General features: G+C 30.1%; 19 protein-coding genes. 2 read left to right on the top strand and 17 right to left on the bottom strand.

What is annotated here, in order from left to right; all coding sequences use genetic code 11:
* Positions 1–26: 26 nt before the first annotated feature.
* Entirely contained in the window at positions 27–1,361 is a 1,335-nt protein-coding gene (locus PBN93_RS04860) for a dihydroorotase (RefSeq protein ID WP_077407244.1), read from the bottom strand.
* A 1-nt stretch (position 1,362) separates the two neighbouring features.
* Positions 1,363–2,091, bottom strand: a complete 729-nt coding sequence (locus PBN93_RS04855) for a polyprenol monophosphomannose synthase (RefSeq protein WP_077407241.1) — start codon at positions 2,089–2,091, stop codon at positions 1,363–1,365.
* A gap of 185 nt (positions 2,092–2,276) precedes the next feature.
* Here PBN93_RS04855 and PBN93_RS04850 point away from each other — a divergent pair, with 185 nt between their 5' ends.
* Both PBN93_RS04850 and PBN93_RS04845 read left to right on the top strand, forming a co-directional pair.
* A complete protein-coding gene (locus PBN93_RS04850; protein WP_077407237.1) occupies positions 2,277–2,930 on the top strand; it encodes a DUF4271 domain-containing protein in 654 nt (217 codons plus the stop codon).
* Between the two features lie 5 nt (positions 2,931–2,935).
* Positions 2,936–3,682 (top strand): uroporphyrinogen-III synthase, encoded by a 747-nt coding sequence (locus PBN93_RS04845; RefSeq protein WP_077407387.1) that lies wholly within the window; start codon positions 2,936–2,938, stop codon positions 3,680–3,682.
* 73 nt (positions 3,683–3,755) lie between these two features.
* On the opposite strand, the gene PBN93_RS04840 is transcribed toward PBN93_RS04845, so the two are convergent.
* From PBN93_RS04840 to PBN93_RS04770, 15 genes are all read right to left on the bottom strand, one after another.
* Positions 3,756–4,619, bottom strand: coding sequence for an alpha/beta fold hydrolase (locus tag PBN93_RS04840; RefSeq protein ID WP_271081600.1), 864 nt, complete (start codon positions 4,617–4,619; stop codon positions 3,756–3,758).
* A 115-nt stretch (positions 4,620–4,734) separates the two neighbouring features.
* On the bottom strand, positions 4,735–5,142 hold the full coding sequence (locus PBN93_RS04835; protein WP_271081599.1) for a nuclear transport factor 2 family protein: 408 nt from the start codon (positions 5,140–5,142) through the stop codon (positions 4,735–4,737).
* A 52-nt stretch (positions 5,143–5,194) separates the two neighbouring features.
* Entirely contained in the window at positions 5,195–5,758 is a 564-nt protein-coding gene (locus tag PBN93_RS04830; protein ID WP_077407227.1) for a TetR/AcrR family transcriptional regulator, read from the bottom strand.
* Positions 5,759–5,891: 133 nt separating this feature from the next.
* Positions 5,892–6,431, bottom strand: a complete 540-nt coding sequence (locus PBN93_RS04825) for a DinB family protein (protein WP_271081598.1) — start codon at positions 6,429–6,431, stop codon at positions 5,892–5,894.
* A 35-nt stretch (positions 6,432–6,466) separates the two neighbouring features.
* Positions 6,467–7,078, bottom strand: coding sequence for a hypothetical protein (locus PBN93_RS04820; RefSeq protein ID WP_271081597.1), 612 nt, complete (start codon positions 7,076–7,078; stop codon positions 6,467–6,469).
* A gap of 18 nt (positions 7,079–7,096) precedes the next feature.
* Positions 7,097–7,459, bottom strand: coding sequence for a hypothetical protein (locus PBN93_RS04815; RefSeq protein WP_077407218.1), 363 nt, complete (start codon positions 7,457–7,459; stop codon positions 7,097–7,099).
* 22 nt (positions 7,460–7,481) lie between these two features.
* Positions 7,482–8,015 carry a hypothetical protein gene (locus PBN93_RS04810; protein ID WP_271081596.1) on the bottom strand — a complete coding sequence of 178 codons (534 nt, stop codon included), beginning with the start codon at positions 8,013–8,015 and terminating at the stop codon, positions 7,482–7,484.
* Between the two features lie 20 nt (positions 8,016–8,035).
* Positions 8,036–8,740 (bottom strand): hypothetical protein, encoded by a 705-nt coding sequence (locus tag PBN93_RS04805; protein WP_077407212.1) that lies wholly within the window; start codon positions 8,738–8,740, stop codon positions 8,036–8,038.
* 48 nt (positions 8,741–8,788) lie between these two features.
* Positions 8,789–9,637, bottom strand: coding sequence for an SH3 domain-containing protein (locus PBN93_RS04800; RefSeq protein ID WP_077407209.1), 849 nt, complete (start codon positions 9,635–9,637; stop codon positions 8,789–8,791).
* Between the two features lie 2 nt (positions 9,638–9,639).
* On the bottom strand, positions 9,640–11,379 hold the full coding sequence (locus PBN93_RS04795) for a WG repeat-containing protein (protein ID WP_077407206.1): 1,740 nt from the start codon (positions 11,377–11,379) through the stop codon (positions 9,640–9,642).
* Positions 11,379–12,650 (bottom strand): hypothetical protein, encoded by a 1,272-nt coding sequence (locus tag PBN93_RS04790; protein WP_077407203.1) that lies wholly within the window; start codon positions 12,648–12,650, stop codon positions 11,379–11,381. Before PBN93_RS04790 ends, PBN93_RS04795 begins: the two co-directional genes overlap by 1 nt.
* 13 nt (positions 12,651–12,663) lie before the next feature.
* Complete coding sequence (locus PBN93_RS04785; protein ID WP_271081595.1) at positions 12,664–13,134, bottom strand: hypothetical protein; 471 nt, start codon at positions 13,132–13,134, stop codon at positions 12,664–12,666.
* A gap of 42 nt (positions 13,135–13,176) precedes the next feature.
* A complete protein-coding gene (locus PBN93_RS04780) occupies positions 13,177–13,887 on the bottom strand; it encodes a DUF3592 domain-containing protein (protein WP_271081594.1) in 711 nt (236 codons plus the stop codon).
* Between the two features lie 168 nt (positions 13,888–14,055).
* Positions 14,056–14,415, bottom strand: coding sequence for a DUF7079 family protein (locus PBN93_RS04775; protein WP_271081593.1), 360 nt, complete (start codon positions 14,413–14,415; stop codon positions 14,056–14,058).
* A gap of 194 nt (positions 14,416–14,609) precedes the next feature.
* Entirely contained in the window at positions 14,610–15,818 is a 1,209-nt protein-coding gene (locus tag PBN93_RS04770) for an NHL repeat-containing protein (RefSeq protein WP_271081592.1), read from the bottom strand.
* Positions 15,819–15,871 lie beyond the last annotated feature (53 nt).

Below are 15,871 nucleotides of genomic sequence, written 5' to 3'. Positions count from 1 at the left end.
TTGGTGGTGTAATCTTGCTGTTAAAGTTACCTGTTAAAGGTTAGTCTATGTGCATTTTTTTGCTCAGAAACAACACCATTTGCATACGCTAAATGTCCATTTACAAAGGTATGAGAAATTTTAGATTTAAATGTGTAATCTTCAAACGGAGACCAACCACATTTGTATAAAATGTTAGACTTGCTTACTTGCCAAGGACTATTGGTGTCTACAATAACTAAATCTGCAAAGTACCCTTCTTTAATATATCCTCTTTTTTCAATTTGAAATAAAATAGCAGGGTTGTGACACATTTTTTCTACCATACGTTCTATAGTAATTGTGCCATCTAAAACTTTCTCTAGCATAGCAGGTAAAACGTGTTGTACTAACGGTCCGCCAGATGGAGCTTTCGTGTAAACGTTATCTTTTTCTTCAAAGGTATGTGGTGCGTGGTCTGTTGCAATAACATCTATACGGTTATCTAAAAGAGCGTCCCAAAGCATAGACCTATCTTCTGCAGTTTTAACAGCAGGATTCCATTTTATAAGTGTACCTCTTTCTTTGTAATCTTCATCAGAAAACCACAAATGATGAACACAAACCTCTGCTGTAATTTTTTTGTCTTTTAAAGGAATATCGTTTCTAAAAAGACTTGTTTCTTTTCCTGTAGATAAATGAAAAACGTGTAGTCTGGCACCAGTTTTTTCTGCCAGAGCTATAGCCTTAGAAGAAGATAAATAGCACGCCTCTGTACTTCTAATAATTGGGTGATATTCTATAGGAATGTTGTCTCCGTACTTTTCTTTATACGTAGCCATATTTTTGCGAATAGTAGTTTCGTCTTCACAATGAGCCGAGATTACCATTTCTGTATTGCTAAATATTTTTTCAATTACCTCTTCGTTATCTACCAACATATTTCCGGTAGAAGAACCTAAAAATAATTTTACACCAGAACAAGCGTTTTTATCTAGTTTTTTTAATTCCTCTAAATTGTCATTAGTACCACCAAACAAAAAGGAGTAGTTAGCATAAGAGCTTTCTTTTGCTACAGCAAATTTTTCTTCTAACTTTTCTATTGTTGTTGTCTGCGGATTTGTATTTGGTTGCTCCATAAAAGTAGTAACACCACCAGCAACAGCAGCTTTACTTTCTGTAGCAATATTTCCTTTGTGCGTAAGTCCTGGTTCTCTAAAATGTACTTGGTCATCTATAATGCCAGGTAATACGTAATTGCCTTTAGCGTCTATAATTGTAGCGTTGGCATCACTAATAGAACTACTTATTTTTTCTATATAATTACCGTTTAAAAGAATATCACAATTGGTAATTGTGCCTTCATTTACAACCTTAGCGTTTTTTATTAGCGTTTTCTTCATTTTAAAATTTGTTTTTTTGAAACAAGCTTATGTATTTCATTTTTATTACTCCAAAAACAGCTTCGCCAATAATTGAAGAACTCATTTTAGATTTTCCGCGTACTCTATCTGTAAAAACAATAGGTACTTCTTGTATTTTAAAGCCTTTTAAATGTGCTCTAAATTTCATTTCTATTTGAAAAGCGTACCCGATAAAACGGACCGTATCTAAACTTAGGTTTTCTAGCACTTTTCTTTTGTAACAAATAAAACCAGCGGTAGGGTCATCTACACGCATACCTGTTATCATTTTTACATAAAATGATGCGCCGTAAGACAATAATATTCTAAACAAAGGCCAATTTACAACATTAATACCTTTAACATACCTAGAGCCAATGGCTAAGTCTGCACCAGCAATACAAGCATTGTATAGGTTAATTAAATCATTTGGAGAATGAGAAAAATCTGCATCCATCTCAAAAATATAGTCGTATTTATTTGCAATAGCCCATTTAAAACCGTGAATATAAGCAGTTCCTAAACCCGCTTTTTCTTTACGTACTTCTAAAAACAGTTTACCGCTAAACAGGGCTTGTAGTTCTGTTACTTTTTGTGAAGTACCGTCAGGAGAATTGTCATCTACAATAAGAATATGAAATTCTTTTTTTAATGTAAAAACGGCATTAATAATAGCCTCTATATTTTCTATCTCATTAAAAGTAGGAATTATAACTAAGCTATCTGTCATTCTTTTTTTAGTATTGAATGCACAAAAGTACTATTTAAATTTTAGTGGTAAAACCCAAAGTGCTTTTTATGATTTTTTTACAATTGCATAGCGTCTTTTTTATGCAATAACACGTATTAATTAATAAAGTTGGTCTAAGTATTAATTTGTAGTTTTGCACCACTTATACGCATACAAAAAGAAAAATGGAATCTATTACTAGGGTTTTTAATAATGTAGATTGGGTTACCACCATATTTGTGGTTAGTCTTTTTGTTATGGTTTTAAGTAAAACCTTTTTTTACAATAAGTTTATAAATTTTGTGGCGTTACCATTTAATAACAAATACATTTTTTTACACAGTAAAAAACATATATTGTTTAATTGGTTTAACGTATTATGGAGTGTTTTTTTGTGGTTAAATGCGGCGTTATTTATTTACTATTTGCTAAGTATTTTTAAATTTAAAGATACACTTACTCCTATAAACTACCTTTTTATTTTTGGTATTTTAAGTTTATTTGTTGTAGTAAAATTAGTATTGCAATTTATTAATAGTTTTATTTTTAACGCAGAAACTGCCATTGTTCATATTGTTTTTAATAAAATTTCATACCAAAATTACAGTGGTTTGGTGTTATTTGCTGCTAATATTTTTCTTACATATATTACACCATATTCTGAGCTAGTTGCTTATTTGGCGGTGGTTTTGTTTGTCGTTGTAATGTGCATAGGATGGGTTAATCTGTTAAGAATTCATCGAAATTTTATAACAATTAATTTTTTCTATTTTATTTTGTACCTTTGCGCACTCGAAATTTCACCTTTTGTGATAATAGGTAGTTACCTAAAATATTGATGTCTATGAAGATAAAAACGATTTTGGTTTCTCAACCAGAACCTAAAATGGAGAACTCTCCCTATTCAAGACTTATTGAAAAGGAGAAGTTAAAAGTAGATTTTAGACCGTTTATACATGTAGAGGGCGTTGATGCAAAAACAGTGCGTCAGCAAAAAGTAGATTTAAACAACTTTACAGCAATAGTACTTACAAGTAGAAACTCTGTAGATCACTTTTTTAGAATTGCAGAAGAAATGCGTTTTAAAGTGCCAGATTCTATGAAGTATTTTTGCCAGTCTGAGGCTGTGGCATACTATCTTCAGAAATATGTAGTTTACCGTAAACGTAAAATATATGTTGGTAAAAGAATGTTTGCAGACTTAGCTCCGTTGTTAAAAAAGTATAAAACAGAAAAATTTCTTTTACCTTCTTCAGATGTATTAAAGCCAATTGTGCCTGAAACATTGGATGGTCTTGGTTTAGATTGGAAGAGAGCTATTTTTTACAAAACAGTAATTAGTGATTTGTCAGATTTAAGAGATGTGTATTATGATATACTTGTTTTCTTTAGTCCGTCTGGAATTGAATCTTTATTAAAGAATTTCCCTGACTTTGAACAGAATGATACTAAAATAGCTGTTTACGGAAATACAACAGTTAATGCTGCTACAGATGCTGGGTTGCGTATAGATATACTTGCGCCAACACCAGAAACGCCATCTATGACAATGGCATTACAGAAGTACATTACTACTGCTAATAAAAAATAATATAGTACGTTATACGTAAAAGCCTCATTGTTAAATGAGGCTTTTTTATTTTAGTTAATTCAATACTAAATCGTTACTTTTTTAAAGTATGTAAAAAAGATCTCATTTTTGGTATAATTTTATCTGCATCTTCTTCTAGTGCAAAGTGACCAGTATTGTAGATGTTGTAATCTGTATTTTTTACATCTTTTTTAAATGCTTCTGCTCCACTTTCAGGAAAAAATGCATCATTTTTACCCCAAACAATTAATAATGGAGGTTGGTTGTCTTTTAAATATTGTTGCCACTTAGGGTATAATTTTATATTATTTTGATAATCGTAAAACAAATCTAAGTTTACAGCATGTGCATTTGGTCTAGATAACCTAAGGTAATCTAAATGCCAAGTATCTGGATTTATATTTTCTGAATTTCTAGTACCGTGCGTGTATTGCCACTCCAAACCTTCTAAAGAAAAAGAAGGTAATAGAGCTTTTTCTGTAGTTTCATTTCTATTAGCCCAAAACTCTTTTGTAGACTTCCAAGCTTCGCCTAAACCTTCTTCATAAGCATTACCATTTTGGTTAATTATTGCCGTTATTCTATCTGGGTGTGCAGTAGCAATTCTAAATCCTATAGGTGCGCCATAGTCTTGTATCATAATGGCATAACTTGTAATAGCTTTTTGCTCTAAAAATGAATTTATAGTTTTAGCAATATTGTCAAAAGTATACTCATAGTCTTTTTGAGAAGGAAAATCACTATTTCCAAAACCAGGATAATCTGGAGCTATTAAATAAAACTCATTTGATAGCTGGTTTAACACTTTTCTGTATTGATGGGATGAAGACGGAAAGCCGTGTAATAGTACTACTGTTGGGTTGTTGCTGTCTCCTGCTTCTCGGTAAGCAATTTTTACACCATTTACATTTTCCGTTTTGTATTTTACATTATTCATTTTTTTAATTTTTATTGTTTCTATATTTTTTTTGCTGCTTATTGTTTGTGTATTATGCTTACAAGCAGTTATAAAAGCTAATAATAGCAAGGGCACTAGTTGTAATTTTCTCATTTTATACTATTCTTTCGTTTTTATTTATTTTCAAATCGTTAATACTTGCATAGCGTTTTTCCATTAATCCGTTATCATCAAATTCCCAATTTTCATTTCCATAAGCTCTGTACCATTGTCCACTATCATTTTGATATTCGTAAATAAATCTAACGGCAATTTTATTTTCATTAAAGCTCCAGAGTTCTTTCTTTAATTTATAGTTATGCTCTTTTATCCACTTATTTTTTAAAAACTCTTGCACCTCTTTTCTACCATTAATAAAGCTGGTTCTATTGCGCCATTCTGTATTAAGACTATATGCCATAGATACTTTAATAGGATCTTTAGTGTTCCAAGCATCTTCTGCCAATTTTACTTTTTGTGTTGCAGTTTCTTTTGTAAAGGGAGGTAATGGGTATTTTTTCATACTTTTTGTTCTTTGTTACCGAACATTCGGTAAAATGTATATTTAATTTTTTTTATGCTTTTAAGTAACTGTTTTCTATGTTTTGCATTGTGTTTTCAAAAACAGACAAATCACTCAGGCCTTTTGCTACAATTAAGCATCCTTGTACTTGTATTAATACCTGTAAAGCTTTTTTTTCTGCTTCTTCTGGTGTAAAACTCAGGGCAATACCTATTTCTTTAAAAGCAGATAACCACTGTGTCATTCCTTTATTTATTTGCTCTTCAAACAACTCTATACCAGCTTGCATAGATAGTGCTCTAAATATACAAATGGCTTCTCCGCCATCATACAATTCACGTATAGCCAATAATCCTTTTTTTAAACGGACGCTAGGTGTTAAGTTGGTGTCTAAAAGCGTATGAAACACATTGGTGTTAATCCAATCTTCTAAATGTATTAAAACAGCGTCTGCCATCTCTTGTTTACCGTTAGGAAACCTATGGTAAAGACTTGCTTTTTTTAAGCCAGTAGCATCAGATAATTCTTTTAAGCTAGCGCCTTCATAACCTCTAGATCTAAAAATTTTAGTTAAGCCGTTTAATATTTCTTTGTCTAATACTTTTTGTGGTCTCATAGGGCAAATGTAATATATTTTTTTAATTACCGAACGATTGGTAAAATAATTAACTTAATTTTAAATATTACCATTTTGTATTTTTGTCTTTCTATTTATGTATTGTACTAATTAATAAGAGCTAAAATTAATTTTATTGATATAATACATACCTTGGGGGTTTTAATCCGTTTAAGCGCATATAAACAAGCATTTGGGCTCTGTGGTGTGTTATATGGTCTGTGAGCAATAATAAAATTTGTCTTTTGGTTCTGTTGGCTCCAAAATAGTCAAGTCTTTCATCTAGCTTTTTTGTGTCAAACTCAGAAATAAAAGCACGAGTAACATCAAAAGTATTGCTAATTGTGGCAATCATTTCTTCTTTAGATTTGTTGCCTATTTTAAGCTCTGTATCTGTATCCCAATTTCTGGCATCTCTACCACCCATTAAAGATTGGCTATGCCAATCCATAGCCCAAGCAATGTGCATTAAATGCTCTGCAAAACTCATAGATTCTGGTGTTGGTTTAAAAGTATATTTATCCTCAGGCATAGATTCTGCAACAAGAATTAAATACTTTTTAGAAGTTTCTAAACGTTCTAAATATTCATTAATAAAAGTTTTGTTGGTTTGAGCAAATAAAGGTTTTACAAAACAAGAGATTAGAAGCACAAGAGTGAGAGTTTTTCTCATATTATATTGTTTATGATATGCAACAAGTTACTAAATTAATCGGTGTCTGTAAATGCTAATATCCAAATTGTTCTTGTTTCCATACAAACTATTAAATACGTATAATCTATAATAAAATCTATAAACCACGTATTCCATGCATTGGTAGATGTGTAATACCTAACATAATCATAACTGTATTTTTCACGAAATAACTGCGAGCAAAATAACCGTGCTTTTTCTTTAATTTGGTTTGGTTCCTTTTTGTACTTGGATCCGTACGCGCCACCGTTAAATAGTAAAGCAGCAAGTTCTCCATCAATTACAAAACCATCTTTAGTATCAAAATTTGGTTCTTTATCAATTTTAAAAGCCCTTTTTTCAGAGTTATTCTCATTATTAAAGGTTTTAAGAACTTTATCAGAAAGTAAAAAATTATTATAAAAGTCAATTTCATCTAATCTTCCGCGAGAGCAAAACCAATCAAATATTTCATTTTCATGAAACTTAAACCCCTTAAAATAAATATTGCCACCAAGGTTAGCTTTTACTATGTTTATAAACTCAAATTCTTCATCAATAATATCAAAAACCAACTCTCGCCACATTTTTTGTATTTGGCTTTTATTGGGCAAATTTATTGTCCAGTTAACTGTAATTGGTTTCATTTTAAATAATTAAGATATTTACTTAAAACAATAATAACTATAATCTAACAAATTTATATAGCTAAACTTGGTAAAGTATAGTTTGTTGTTTTCTACAGATGGATTTATTTCTTCTATTAGAACCTCACACCTATTAAATAGGCTTTGTTTAGCTAAAGTTTTTCCTTTTAAGTTTTGTAGTTCTATGTAGGCTAATTTATGACCGTTTTGACTAGAAAAACCAAAATGACTAAAGTTTTTTTGTACATAAATAACCACCTGTAAATTTTTGCCTTTAATTATTTCTGTTTTGTAATAAGTATAATTTAGTTTTAGAAGAAACCAAGTTACTACTACCGTAATTAAAATTGAAAGTAATATATGTATAGTTTTTGATTTCATGTTAACATTATAGCTTTCTGTTTTAACCAGGTAATAAAATTCGTTTTAACTCCTTATTGTGCATTTTAATAACCTCTTGTTCTATAAACTTTAAAAGCTCAGGACATTCTCTATCAAAATCTTCAGAAATTACTTTTTTTAATTGGTTGTTAAATTTAACCGTAACCGTTAAGTGGCTATTGCAAGTTGTATTGCTAGCGTAGAAGTTTTTTAATTTGAAAAAACCATCATTAAGAATCTTTTTTACCAAATTATTTCTGGTCTGCGTGCTAATTACTTGTTCAGAAATTTGATTGTAATTACTGTTATCTATACCTATACCTATACTTTTTTTAGGTGGATAAAAAGTGATTAAAGTGTCTTTAAGCACAAATTTATCATAATGAAAAGCACCACGTTCTACTGTAATTTCTATGCTTGAAGAATCTATTTTAGATTGTTGTTCTAACTCTGTATCAACATTACCATTACTTTTATCTGCGTTTTTATTACTAGTTAAGTTACAAGCAAATAAGCATAACAACAATAAGCTAAAAAGTAATTTAAGTGGTTTCATTTCTAATAGTTTTATAAACGTTACTTTTTTACCCAGCCAACAGCGTAGGAGCCATTTTGTTTTATAAAAACCAAAAGCCAATTGTTTTCTTGGTTTACAACTATTGCGGACTCGTTTTTTAGAGTGCCAATAGTGTTCCCTACAATTTTTTCACCTGTACAAGGATCTTTTTTTATAACATCATCTATTACTGGTGTACTTCTTAAAATTCCGGATACTGTTTTAGTGTATAATTTATCTGATAGAGTAATAACTGTTTTATCATGAAACGATATTGTACTTTCCTCAACAACAGATGTATTGTTAATGGTTATTTTAACTAAACTAGAATAATAGCTGCAACAGCAGCTAGGATTATAACTATTTATTTCTGTGGCATTTGTAGTGCTTGTTATTGATAGTATTTTGCCGGGAGCATCATATACTAACTGAAACCCTTTTTTACTATTTAAAAATATTGCTGTTTGATGGTATGGTTGGCAGGATCCTGAATATATTAGATCTTTTAAACCATCATTATTTAAATCTTGTACGTGCCAGTTATTGTTTGTTTCATTAGTATTACAATAATATGTAGGTACTAAGATTTTGGAAATACCTGTAGAGTCTACCTTAAAAGTAGCAGTATTTTTTAGTAAACTAACTCTAGTTTTAATGTCACTAAAATCTTGACTAAATAAACTTAGTGAACTTAAAAAAAATACAATTGCAATTTTGTTTTTCATAATACTAAATTTATTGATAGAGCTTAGTAAGTTGTATTATTAATAGTTTTATAAGTCTATCTCATACAACTTTGGAAACTCAGGGTAATAAGATAACCATAGCACTGTTGTTGTTTTTTCTTCAAAAGATTTGTAAATTCCTATTACTACTAAATCTTCACCATTTACTGTTTTTTCTTCTATGGTATAGCCTAACTGTTCTTTGTCTTTTATTATTTTTTTAATCAATTCATTATCAGAATTGGCTATGTAGTTTTCAACCTCTAGATAAAGCTTATCTAAATAATCTTGCGTGTAATTATTTGTATAAGTGTATTCTATTTCTTTTTTATAAGCCTCTCTAAAGTTAGCAATTTTACCATTTTTAACTTTTTTAGTAGTAACAATAAAATCAGCTAGTTGTTTTCTGTCATTGTCACCAGCAATATAAACAACACCAGTTTCCCATTCAATTTCAATACTATCTCCTTTTAAATAGCTACGGCCTTCTTCAGTATTAATAAAGCCGTAGAAAGATTTTCCTTTTGAGGCTCCTATTACTGGGTAATCAAAATTGTCGTTATAATTAAGAAAAATAAACGTGTCTTTTTGTTTTGGTTTGGATAAAAAACCACTAAAAACATAGCCGGTAAGCTCTAAGTTACTGTCAGACTTACCGGTAACTTTGTACCATTGTCCTTCTATTTTTTTTCCGTTGTCAGTTACTTCAAAAAATAGATCTGTTTTATGTAATACAGCTACTTTTTCGGCATAATTAAATTTCCCTATTTTTTTAGCGTCTAAGCTAGAATTTTCCCTAACGTTTAAGCCACTCTTGGCAGTAACAAACAAATTGTTTTGAGCACAAAGAGGTATAATTTGTATAAAAAGTATAAAAAATAAGGCAATTTTTTTCATATTTATTCTTCTATTAATTCTCCTTTGTAATTGTATTTTACTTTACCGTAATCAAAACTATAAATTCTTTTTTTGTTTTCGTCCTCTTTTAAAAAGTCCAAATGATCTTCTTTAATATCTAGCAATACTTTTCCATTTGTGTCAATAAACTTATAAGTATCATTAAATTCTACTACAGTAATTCCATTTTCAAAGTCTTTAGCATCATTATATTTAAAAGGAATTACCAACCTACCTTTGCTATTTATAAATCCTATTTTAGAGCTAGTGTTACTAACCATAATTCTATCATCAGCCAAGGTATTATAGACATTATGTATACCAGGTAGTAGAGTGGCGTTAGCATTTTCATCTAATATGTAGTATTTGTTATCATAAGTAATTCCAAATAACACATTGCCAACTTCTTTAACTTTCCAGTATAATTTTGAGCCTATTGGTTTGTTATCTTGGTTAACAAGTGTGTAATTGTCACTTTCTTGCTCTGGTAGTATACCAACAATGCCATTACTAAAAGCCTCTACACTGTAAACTAAAAGTGTGTCTAACTTTTCTTCGGCTTTATTTAAGTGATAAAAGTGATTGTAATCTTCATAAAAATTACCTCCAATATTTTCTAAACCACCAGCTCCAGGTATTGTTATTTTTGGTTCTCCTATGTTATTTATAAAAACAATTGCATCATCTGTTTGCATAGCAATTAGTGCATCATTGTCTTTAGTTGGTTGGTAATTATATGCTGTAAATGATGTTTCCTCGGTTTTGGTATCTTTTTTAAAAAATAATCTTATACTTTTTACAGTACCATAATAGTAATATTCCTTGTGAAAGATACCATCATTATCATTAAAAAAATCTAAATTAGATAGGTTGTCTTTTAAATACTCTTGAAGCTCCGGAGTATCTTTAAAATCATCATCGTTTAATTTTTTTTGTATTTTTTTAAAGAACCCTAACATTTCTGTAAGTATATCTTCTTGATCATCAGGAGATACGCCATTGTTAGAGTAGCCGCTGCGGTCCAAGACTTTACCTTCTTCATTATGACCTTGTACTTTTATAGGATCAGCAATTGTATCACTTAATGTAAAATAAACGTAATTGCCTTCTGCTTTTACAAAGTTAATTTCTCCTCCTTTATATTTTACTGTTGGGTTGTCCGATGAAATTTCAACAACATCATAATCTTTAATATAATCTACTTTAAAAGAAATATCTATGCTGTCTATAGCTTTGGCTTTCCCCCAATCTTCATCAAAATGAAAATCTAACCCATAACCTTCAATACTATCTGTGCGTACCTCGCCATCATGGTAGTATATTTTTTTAGGAGTGAATGTTTGTGTAACACCTTGGCCAAGCTTTATAGGTTTTTCATTATCATCATTAGTACCTATAAATTGCAAATCAGTCTTATAGTCGCTATAAGTTTGTGAAAACGTCACATTTTTAAACTGATTAAGAGCTTTGTGTACCCCTGTAGTATCTACTTTAAAAGGTTCTTCATACTTTTCATCTTCTTTGTTAATTGTTTTAATATTATTAGCAAACGAGCCATCAAAGAATTTAGCCATAGACTCAAATTGTTTAATATTGGAGTTTACTTCTTCTTTAATTTCCTCTAACGGTTTATTGTCTAAAGCAGATAAAAACTCATTTAACTCTGTCTTGTTTTTTGGTTGTGTTTTGTTACAACTAACAATAGCTAAAAGTGCCGTAATTATATATAGTATTTTTTTCATTATCGTATTATTTTTAGCTCGTTAGACCCTTTAGGTTGGTATAAAAAATGATTAAAAGAATCATCGTAATTTTTGCCGGTTAAAATGAGCATATCAGATTTGTCTTTAGCATAAGTGTAAATTAATTTACCGCCAGCATTAAACTCAATATCAAAATCCTTTGCTAACGTGTACTTATAGGTATTTAGTAAAATGGTTAAGTAGGCTTCCCACTTGGTACGTGCGGTTTCAAAATTAGTATCAAAATCTAACTGTTGTACTTCAAAATCTTTTTGATAAAATAAGTCGTTAATAGCTTGCTCATCATTTGCTAAAATGGCATTTCCTAATTTGGTGTATAATGCAATTACTTTTTCTTTTAAATCCTTGCTGTTTCTTAAATCGGCGCCATTTGTCCAAGCTTTTGGGTAGTATGGTAATGTGGAGTTAAAGTCTAATTTAAGGTTTACTGGGATATTATTTTTAATACTTATTTCTTCTATTTTTTTAACAACTTTTTTGGTGCTGTTATCTATAATTTCTATTGAAAAAGATGGATCTCTATAATACGTATTTGGTTCTTTTTTTATGGTTTTATCTTCTGTTTTAGCAGTTAATTTTATTGTAGAGTTTGGACCTGTAATGTAATTGTTTAAATTAAAAGAATCTGAGTCTGTATCTTCTGCAATACGAACATCATTTATACTAATATCAAAAACACTGTTGTAAGATTTAATATATAATAGGTATTTAGGCGCTGCGTCAAAAACCTTAACCTTACTGTGTATTTTAGCTAACGGTATGGTGTATACAGGGTTGTATGTAATAGTTAACTTGCCGTAATCTTTATTGCCAAAAGCAGCTAAATGCTTGCCATTTACAAAATTAACTTCCAGTTTTTTAGTTTCAATTTCATCTTTCCATTCAAACTCAACATCATCACTATAGCTGTTATTTAGGTTTGTTAGCCCTTTTTCGGCTTCCAAAACTTCAAGTAATTTTTTAGCAGAAAAATTAACAGTATCAGTTGTAAGTAAAGTATAATTGTCTGTAATTAAAGCACTTTTTATAGGAACGTCTGCGTAGTGCATTCCTTTTAAGTTAAGCTCTATATAACTAGATGTGCTGTCTATATCCTCTTCTTTGTTTTCTAATATCATTTTAGCAATTAACGCCTTTGTTTGTGAGCTAGATTTAACTTCTGCAAAGTTGTACCTATTAGTAGCAACGCTATCACAAGAAACAAATGTGGTATAAATTGATAAAACTAGAATTGTTATTATGTTTTTCATTACGTGTAATTTTTTAATGGAATAATGTTACTACCAGTTCATCAAATTCTGTAAATAAGCTTTCTTCGGTACTAACTCTAAGCATTAAACTTTTGCTTTCCGTTTTCCACTCGTAATAAGTAGAGCTACTACGTTCGTTAACGTCTGGATTACCATACAATTCTGTTAGTTTAGTTTTAAGTTTGTTGTAATCAGATATTTCATCAAAAAAATGCATAGTTATTCTTTTACCTCCATAGCTGGTGTTTATTTTTACTTTATCTACAAAAACCCCATAAAAACGTAAAAAACGTTCATCACTAAATTTAATTTCACCATATTCTTCAGTAAATGGTACGCCTTTAAAGTGAGTTTCTATATCGGTCTCGATTGTAATATCTTCTATATTTTTTACAAGTCCTTTATAGTCTACTTGTGCGTATCCAAATAGGCTAACAAGAAGCAGTAGTAAGGTTAATTTTTTCATATTAGTTTCATTATCCATTAATTTTTTTCTTCTGTAGGCTTATCTTATCAGTATTCTTTTTTAATCAGCTACTTTTGGTAAAAATGATAAGTCTACTACATATTTTTTAGGATTATCGCGGTCTATTAAAACATTTATTTTTTCTGTTTTTATAAAGTCTGTAGGATCAAACCAAATATTGTCGCTAGTAAAAATATGTAGTTCAGATGTTTTTGGGTTTAACCATTGTGATACTACAACAAAAGGGTTTCTACCATTTACTGCTAACGAAGTATTTAAAGTTACATTCTGAAAGTCTGACTCTATTTTAGTTCCGTGCTGCTTAAGATAGTTATGTAATTTTTTCTTTTTTAGCCCTGATGCTATTATACCAACACCAATTAATGTAAAAATTAATCCTATACCACCAAGTATAGTACTTAAGCCCCAAAGAGAAAAGAATCCTTTAATTTTAGCTTTGTTAGGTGTGTCTGCATTGTAAAGTACGTCTACTTTTTCATTAATGCTGTAACTAGGAGGGTTGCTGCTTATAGTTGACGTAAACTGAAACTGTTCTCCATTTTTATCTGTAAATTCTACTAGAGGTTTGTATGTTATAGAATTGTCTGAAGAACTACTAGAACTCGACTCTAGCATTTGTATTACTATGCCTTGTGTTTCTGTAGCGTTTTGTAAAAAACTGTTGGTACTTTGGAACGCAAAAAATGCTCCTACTAGCATACCAATACCTATTACTGTAAATACATACTTAACAATGTTTATTGCTTTCATTTTTTGTGGTTTAGTTATTTATTACTGTTTAGTTGCAGCAAGTGTAATTGCAACACTAAATTGCTGCTAACTAAAGCAAACTTAGTACTTAATATGAGTGCTTTACTATGTAAATATATATTCGTGTGGGTTTAGTATATATTTGTTTGGAGCTGTTGCTATTGTTTTTTAACTAGAGCGTTTTAATCTGTTATCTAATGCTGCCCAATTTTTTTTTCTTGTTGATGAAAATAGGTAGCTTAATAGTTTTATTTTTCTTTTAAAAAAAATATTGTTTTTATGAAGGTAAGCTTTTTTACAGGCCTTGTATAAGTAATCATCATTAAAGCCATTCCAGATACCAGCAGTACTTAATAGGTTTTTTGCGCAAACAGGAAATACCTCGTACAAATCAATTTCTTTTAGTTCTTTACTAGTAAAACCAGAGGCAGCTAGTGTTTTAGCAATTTGGTCATAATCATAATCATAAAGCTCTGTATCTAAGTACATTTCAGATAAAGCTTTCCAAACAGGCAGTCTTTCTTTCATAATTTTTTATAGCCTTTAATTACACTTAAATTATTTAGAAAGTTTGTGTTCAAATTTTAACAGCTCTACATATAGATTACCAGTTAAACCTAAATTTTAGGTACTAGGTAATACTTGTAAAAATATGCATTTGGCAACTAAAATAAACAATGTATAAGCGAAGAGCTATATCGCCTATACATTGTTGTAAATTGTTAATTAATAACTAAATCTGTAAAGTTACCTCCAGAAGCTAAAAACTCTTCTTTTATATAGGTAGTAGTTGTTGTACCGTTTAGGTTTATAGTTATTACAAAAGGTTTAAAATCGCTATCAAAATCAAAACCTACAAAAGTTTTATTACTAGGGTTGTATACCATACCTCTGGTATTTGTTCCGTATTCTAGTTTAGAAGTAACGTATTCTAAACTACCAGTTGCAGTATTTATTTTGGCTAGTTTTTTAACATCCTCATCGTACTGAAAAATATAGCAGTTGCCATGGTCATCAATAACTAAATCATCAAAATTGCCACCACCAGCTAAAAATTCTTCTTTTATTTTGGTAGATGTAGTAGTACCGTCTGGGTTAATAGTAATAACAAAAGGTTTGTAATCCGCATCAAAATCAAACCCTACAAAAGTTTTATTATTAGGGTTGTATACCATACCTCTGGTATTTGTTCCGTATTCTATTTTAGGTGAAACATATTCTAAATCACCTGTAGTTGTGTTTAATTTGGCTAGTTTTTTTACATCTTCATCATACTGAAAAATAAAATAGTTTCCTTGGTCATCAATAACTAAATCATCAAAATTGCCACCACCAGCTAAAAATTCTTCTTTTATTTTGGTAGATGTAGTAGTGCCGTCTGGGTTAATAGTAATAACAAAAGGTTTGTAATCCGCATCAAAATCAAACCCTACAAAAGTTTTATTATTAGGGTTGTATACCATACCTCTGGTATTTGTTCCGTACTCTATTTTAGATGTAATGTATTCTAAGTCACCAGTATTAGTGTCTATTTTAGCTAATTTTTTAACATCATCGTCATACTGAAAAATGAATATGTCTTTTGTGCTGTTTTCAATTATCTCAACTTTACCTATTGTTTTGGTTTCTCCTTTAAAAGTTAAAGTAACTTCTCCAGATTTTGCATCACTAGGTATTTCTACCATTAATTTATCTGTATTAACTTCAATGTTTTCGGCAATAATGTTTTCAAAAAAAGTTACAGTATAAGTCTTTTCAGGGTTAAAGTTGCCGGTTATTGTTAAAATACTCCCTTTTTCTAAAGGTGTATCTGCAATTTCAGCAGTGGTAGGAAAATCGTCTTTGGGGTTAAGCTCTGTGTCCGAATCATCATTGGAACAAGATAATAATACAAATGTTGATACTAATAAACATATGATTTTAGATTTCATAGATTTTGGTTAAGGTTAAATTAGTTTGTTTATGTTGTATTTTTAAACGTTGT

It is taken from the genome of Cellulophaga omnivescoria (assembly GCF_027915275.1).
Taxonomy (GTDB): domain Bacteria; phylum Bacteroidota; class Bacteroidia; order Flavobacteriales; family Flavobacteriaceae; genus Cellulophaga; species Cellulophaga omnivescoria.
The sequence above is the reverse complement of the archived record's forward strand: the minus strand, read 5'-3'. Positions and strand labels throughout refer to the sequence as shown.

Bases quoted from the DNA above. Each gene is read 5' to 3' on its own strand.
- PBN93_RS04790 (WP_077407203.1), bottom strand. From the start codon at position 12,650: ATGAAAAACATAATAACAATTCTAGTTTTATCAATTTATACCACATTT.
- PBN93_RS04820 (WP_271081597.1), bottom strand. From the start codon at position 7,078: ATGAAACCAATTACAGTTAACTGGACAATAAATTTGCCCAATAAAAGC.
- PBN93_RS04795 (WP_077407206.1), bottom strand. From the start codon at position 11,379: ATGAAAAAAATACTATATATAATTACGGCACTTTTAGCTATTGTTAGT.
- PBN93_RS04845 (WP_077407387.1), top strand. From the start codon at position 2,936: ATGAAGATAAAAACGATTTTGGTTTCTCAACCAGAACCTAAAATGGAG.
- PBN93_RS04830 (WP_077407227.1), bottom strand. From the start codon at position 5,758: ATGAGACCACAAAAAGTATTAGACAAAGAAATATTAAACGGCTTAACT.
- PBN93_RS04860 (WP_077407244.1), bottom strand. From the start codon at position 1,361: ATGAAGAAAACGCTAATAAAAAACGCTAAGGTTGTAAATGAAGGCACA.
- PBN93_RS04805 (WP_077407212.1), bottom strand. From the start codon at position 8,740: ATGAAAAACAAAATTGCAATTGTATTTTTTTTAAGTTCACTAAGTTTA.
- PBN93_RS04825 (WP_271081598.1), bottom strand. From the start codon at position 6,431: ATGAGAAAAACTCTCACTCTTGTGCTTCTAATCTCTTGTTTTGTAAAA.
- PBN93_RS04800 (WP_077407209.1), bottom strand. From the start codon at position 9,637: ATGAAAAAAATTGCCTTATTTTTTATACTTTTTATACAAATTATACCT.
- PBN93_RS04810 (WP_271081596.1), bottom strand. From the start codon at position 8,015: ATGAAACCACTTAAATTACTTTTTAGCTTATTGTTGTTATGCTTATTT.
- PBN93_RS04780 (WP_271081594.1), bottom strand. From the start codon at position 13,887: ATGAAAGCAATAAACATTGTTAAGTATGTATTTACAGTAATAGGTATT.
- PBN93_RS04770 (WP_271081592.1), bottom strand. From the start codon at position 15,818: ATGAAATCTAAAATCATATGTTTATTAGTATCAACATTTGTATTATTA.
- PBN93_RS04775 (WP_271081593.1), bottom strand. From the start codon at position 14,415: ATGAAAGAAAGACTGCCTGTTTGGAAAGCTTTATCTGAAATGTACTTA.
- PBN93_RS04850 (WP_077407237.1), top strand. From the start codon at position 2,277: ATGGAATCTATTACTAGGGTTTTTAATAATGTAGATTGGGTTACCACC.
- PBN93_RS04840 (WP_271081600.1), bottom strand. From the start codon at position 4,619: ATGAATAATGTAAAATACAAAACGGAAAATGTAAATGGTGTAAAAATT.
- PBN93_RS04815 (WP_077407218.1), bottom strand. From the start codon at position 7,459: ATGAAATCAAAAACTATACATATATTACTTTCAATTTTAATTACGGTA.
- PBN93_RS04835 (WP_271081599.1), bottom strand. From the start codon at position 5,142: ATGAAAAAATACCCATTACCTCCCTTTACAAAAGAAACTGCAACACAA.
- PBN93_RS04855 (WP_077407241.1), bottom strand. From the start codon at position 2,091: ATGACAGATAGCTTAGTTATAATTCCTACTTTTAATGAGATAGAAAAT.
- PBN93_RS04785 (WP_271081595.1), bottom strand. From the start codon at position 13,134: ATGGATAATGAAACTAATATGAAAAAATTAACCTTACTACTGCTTCTT.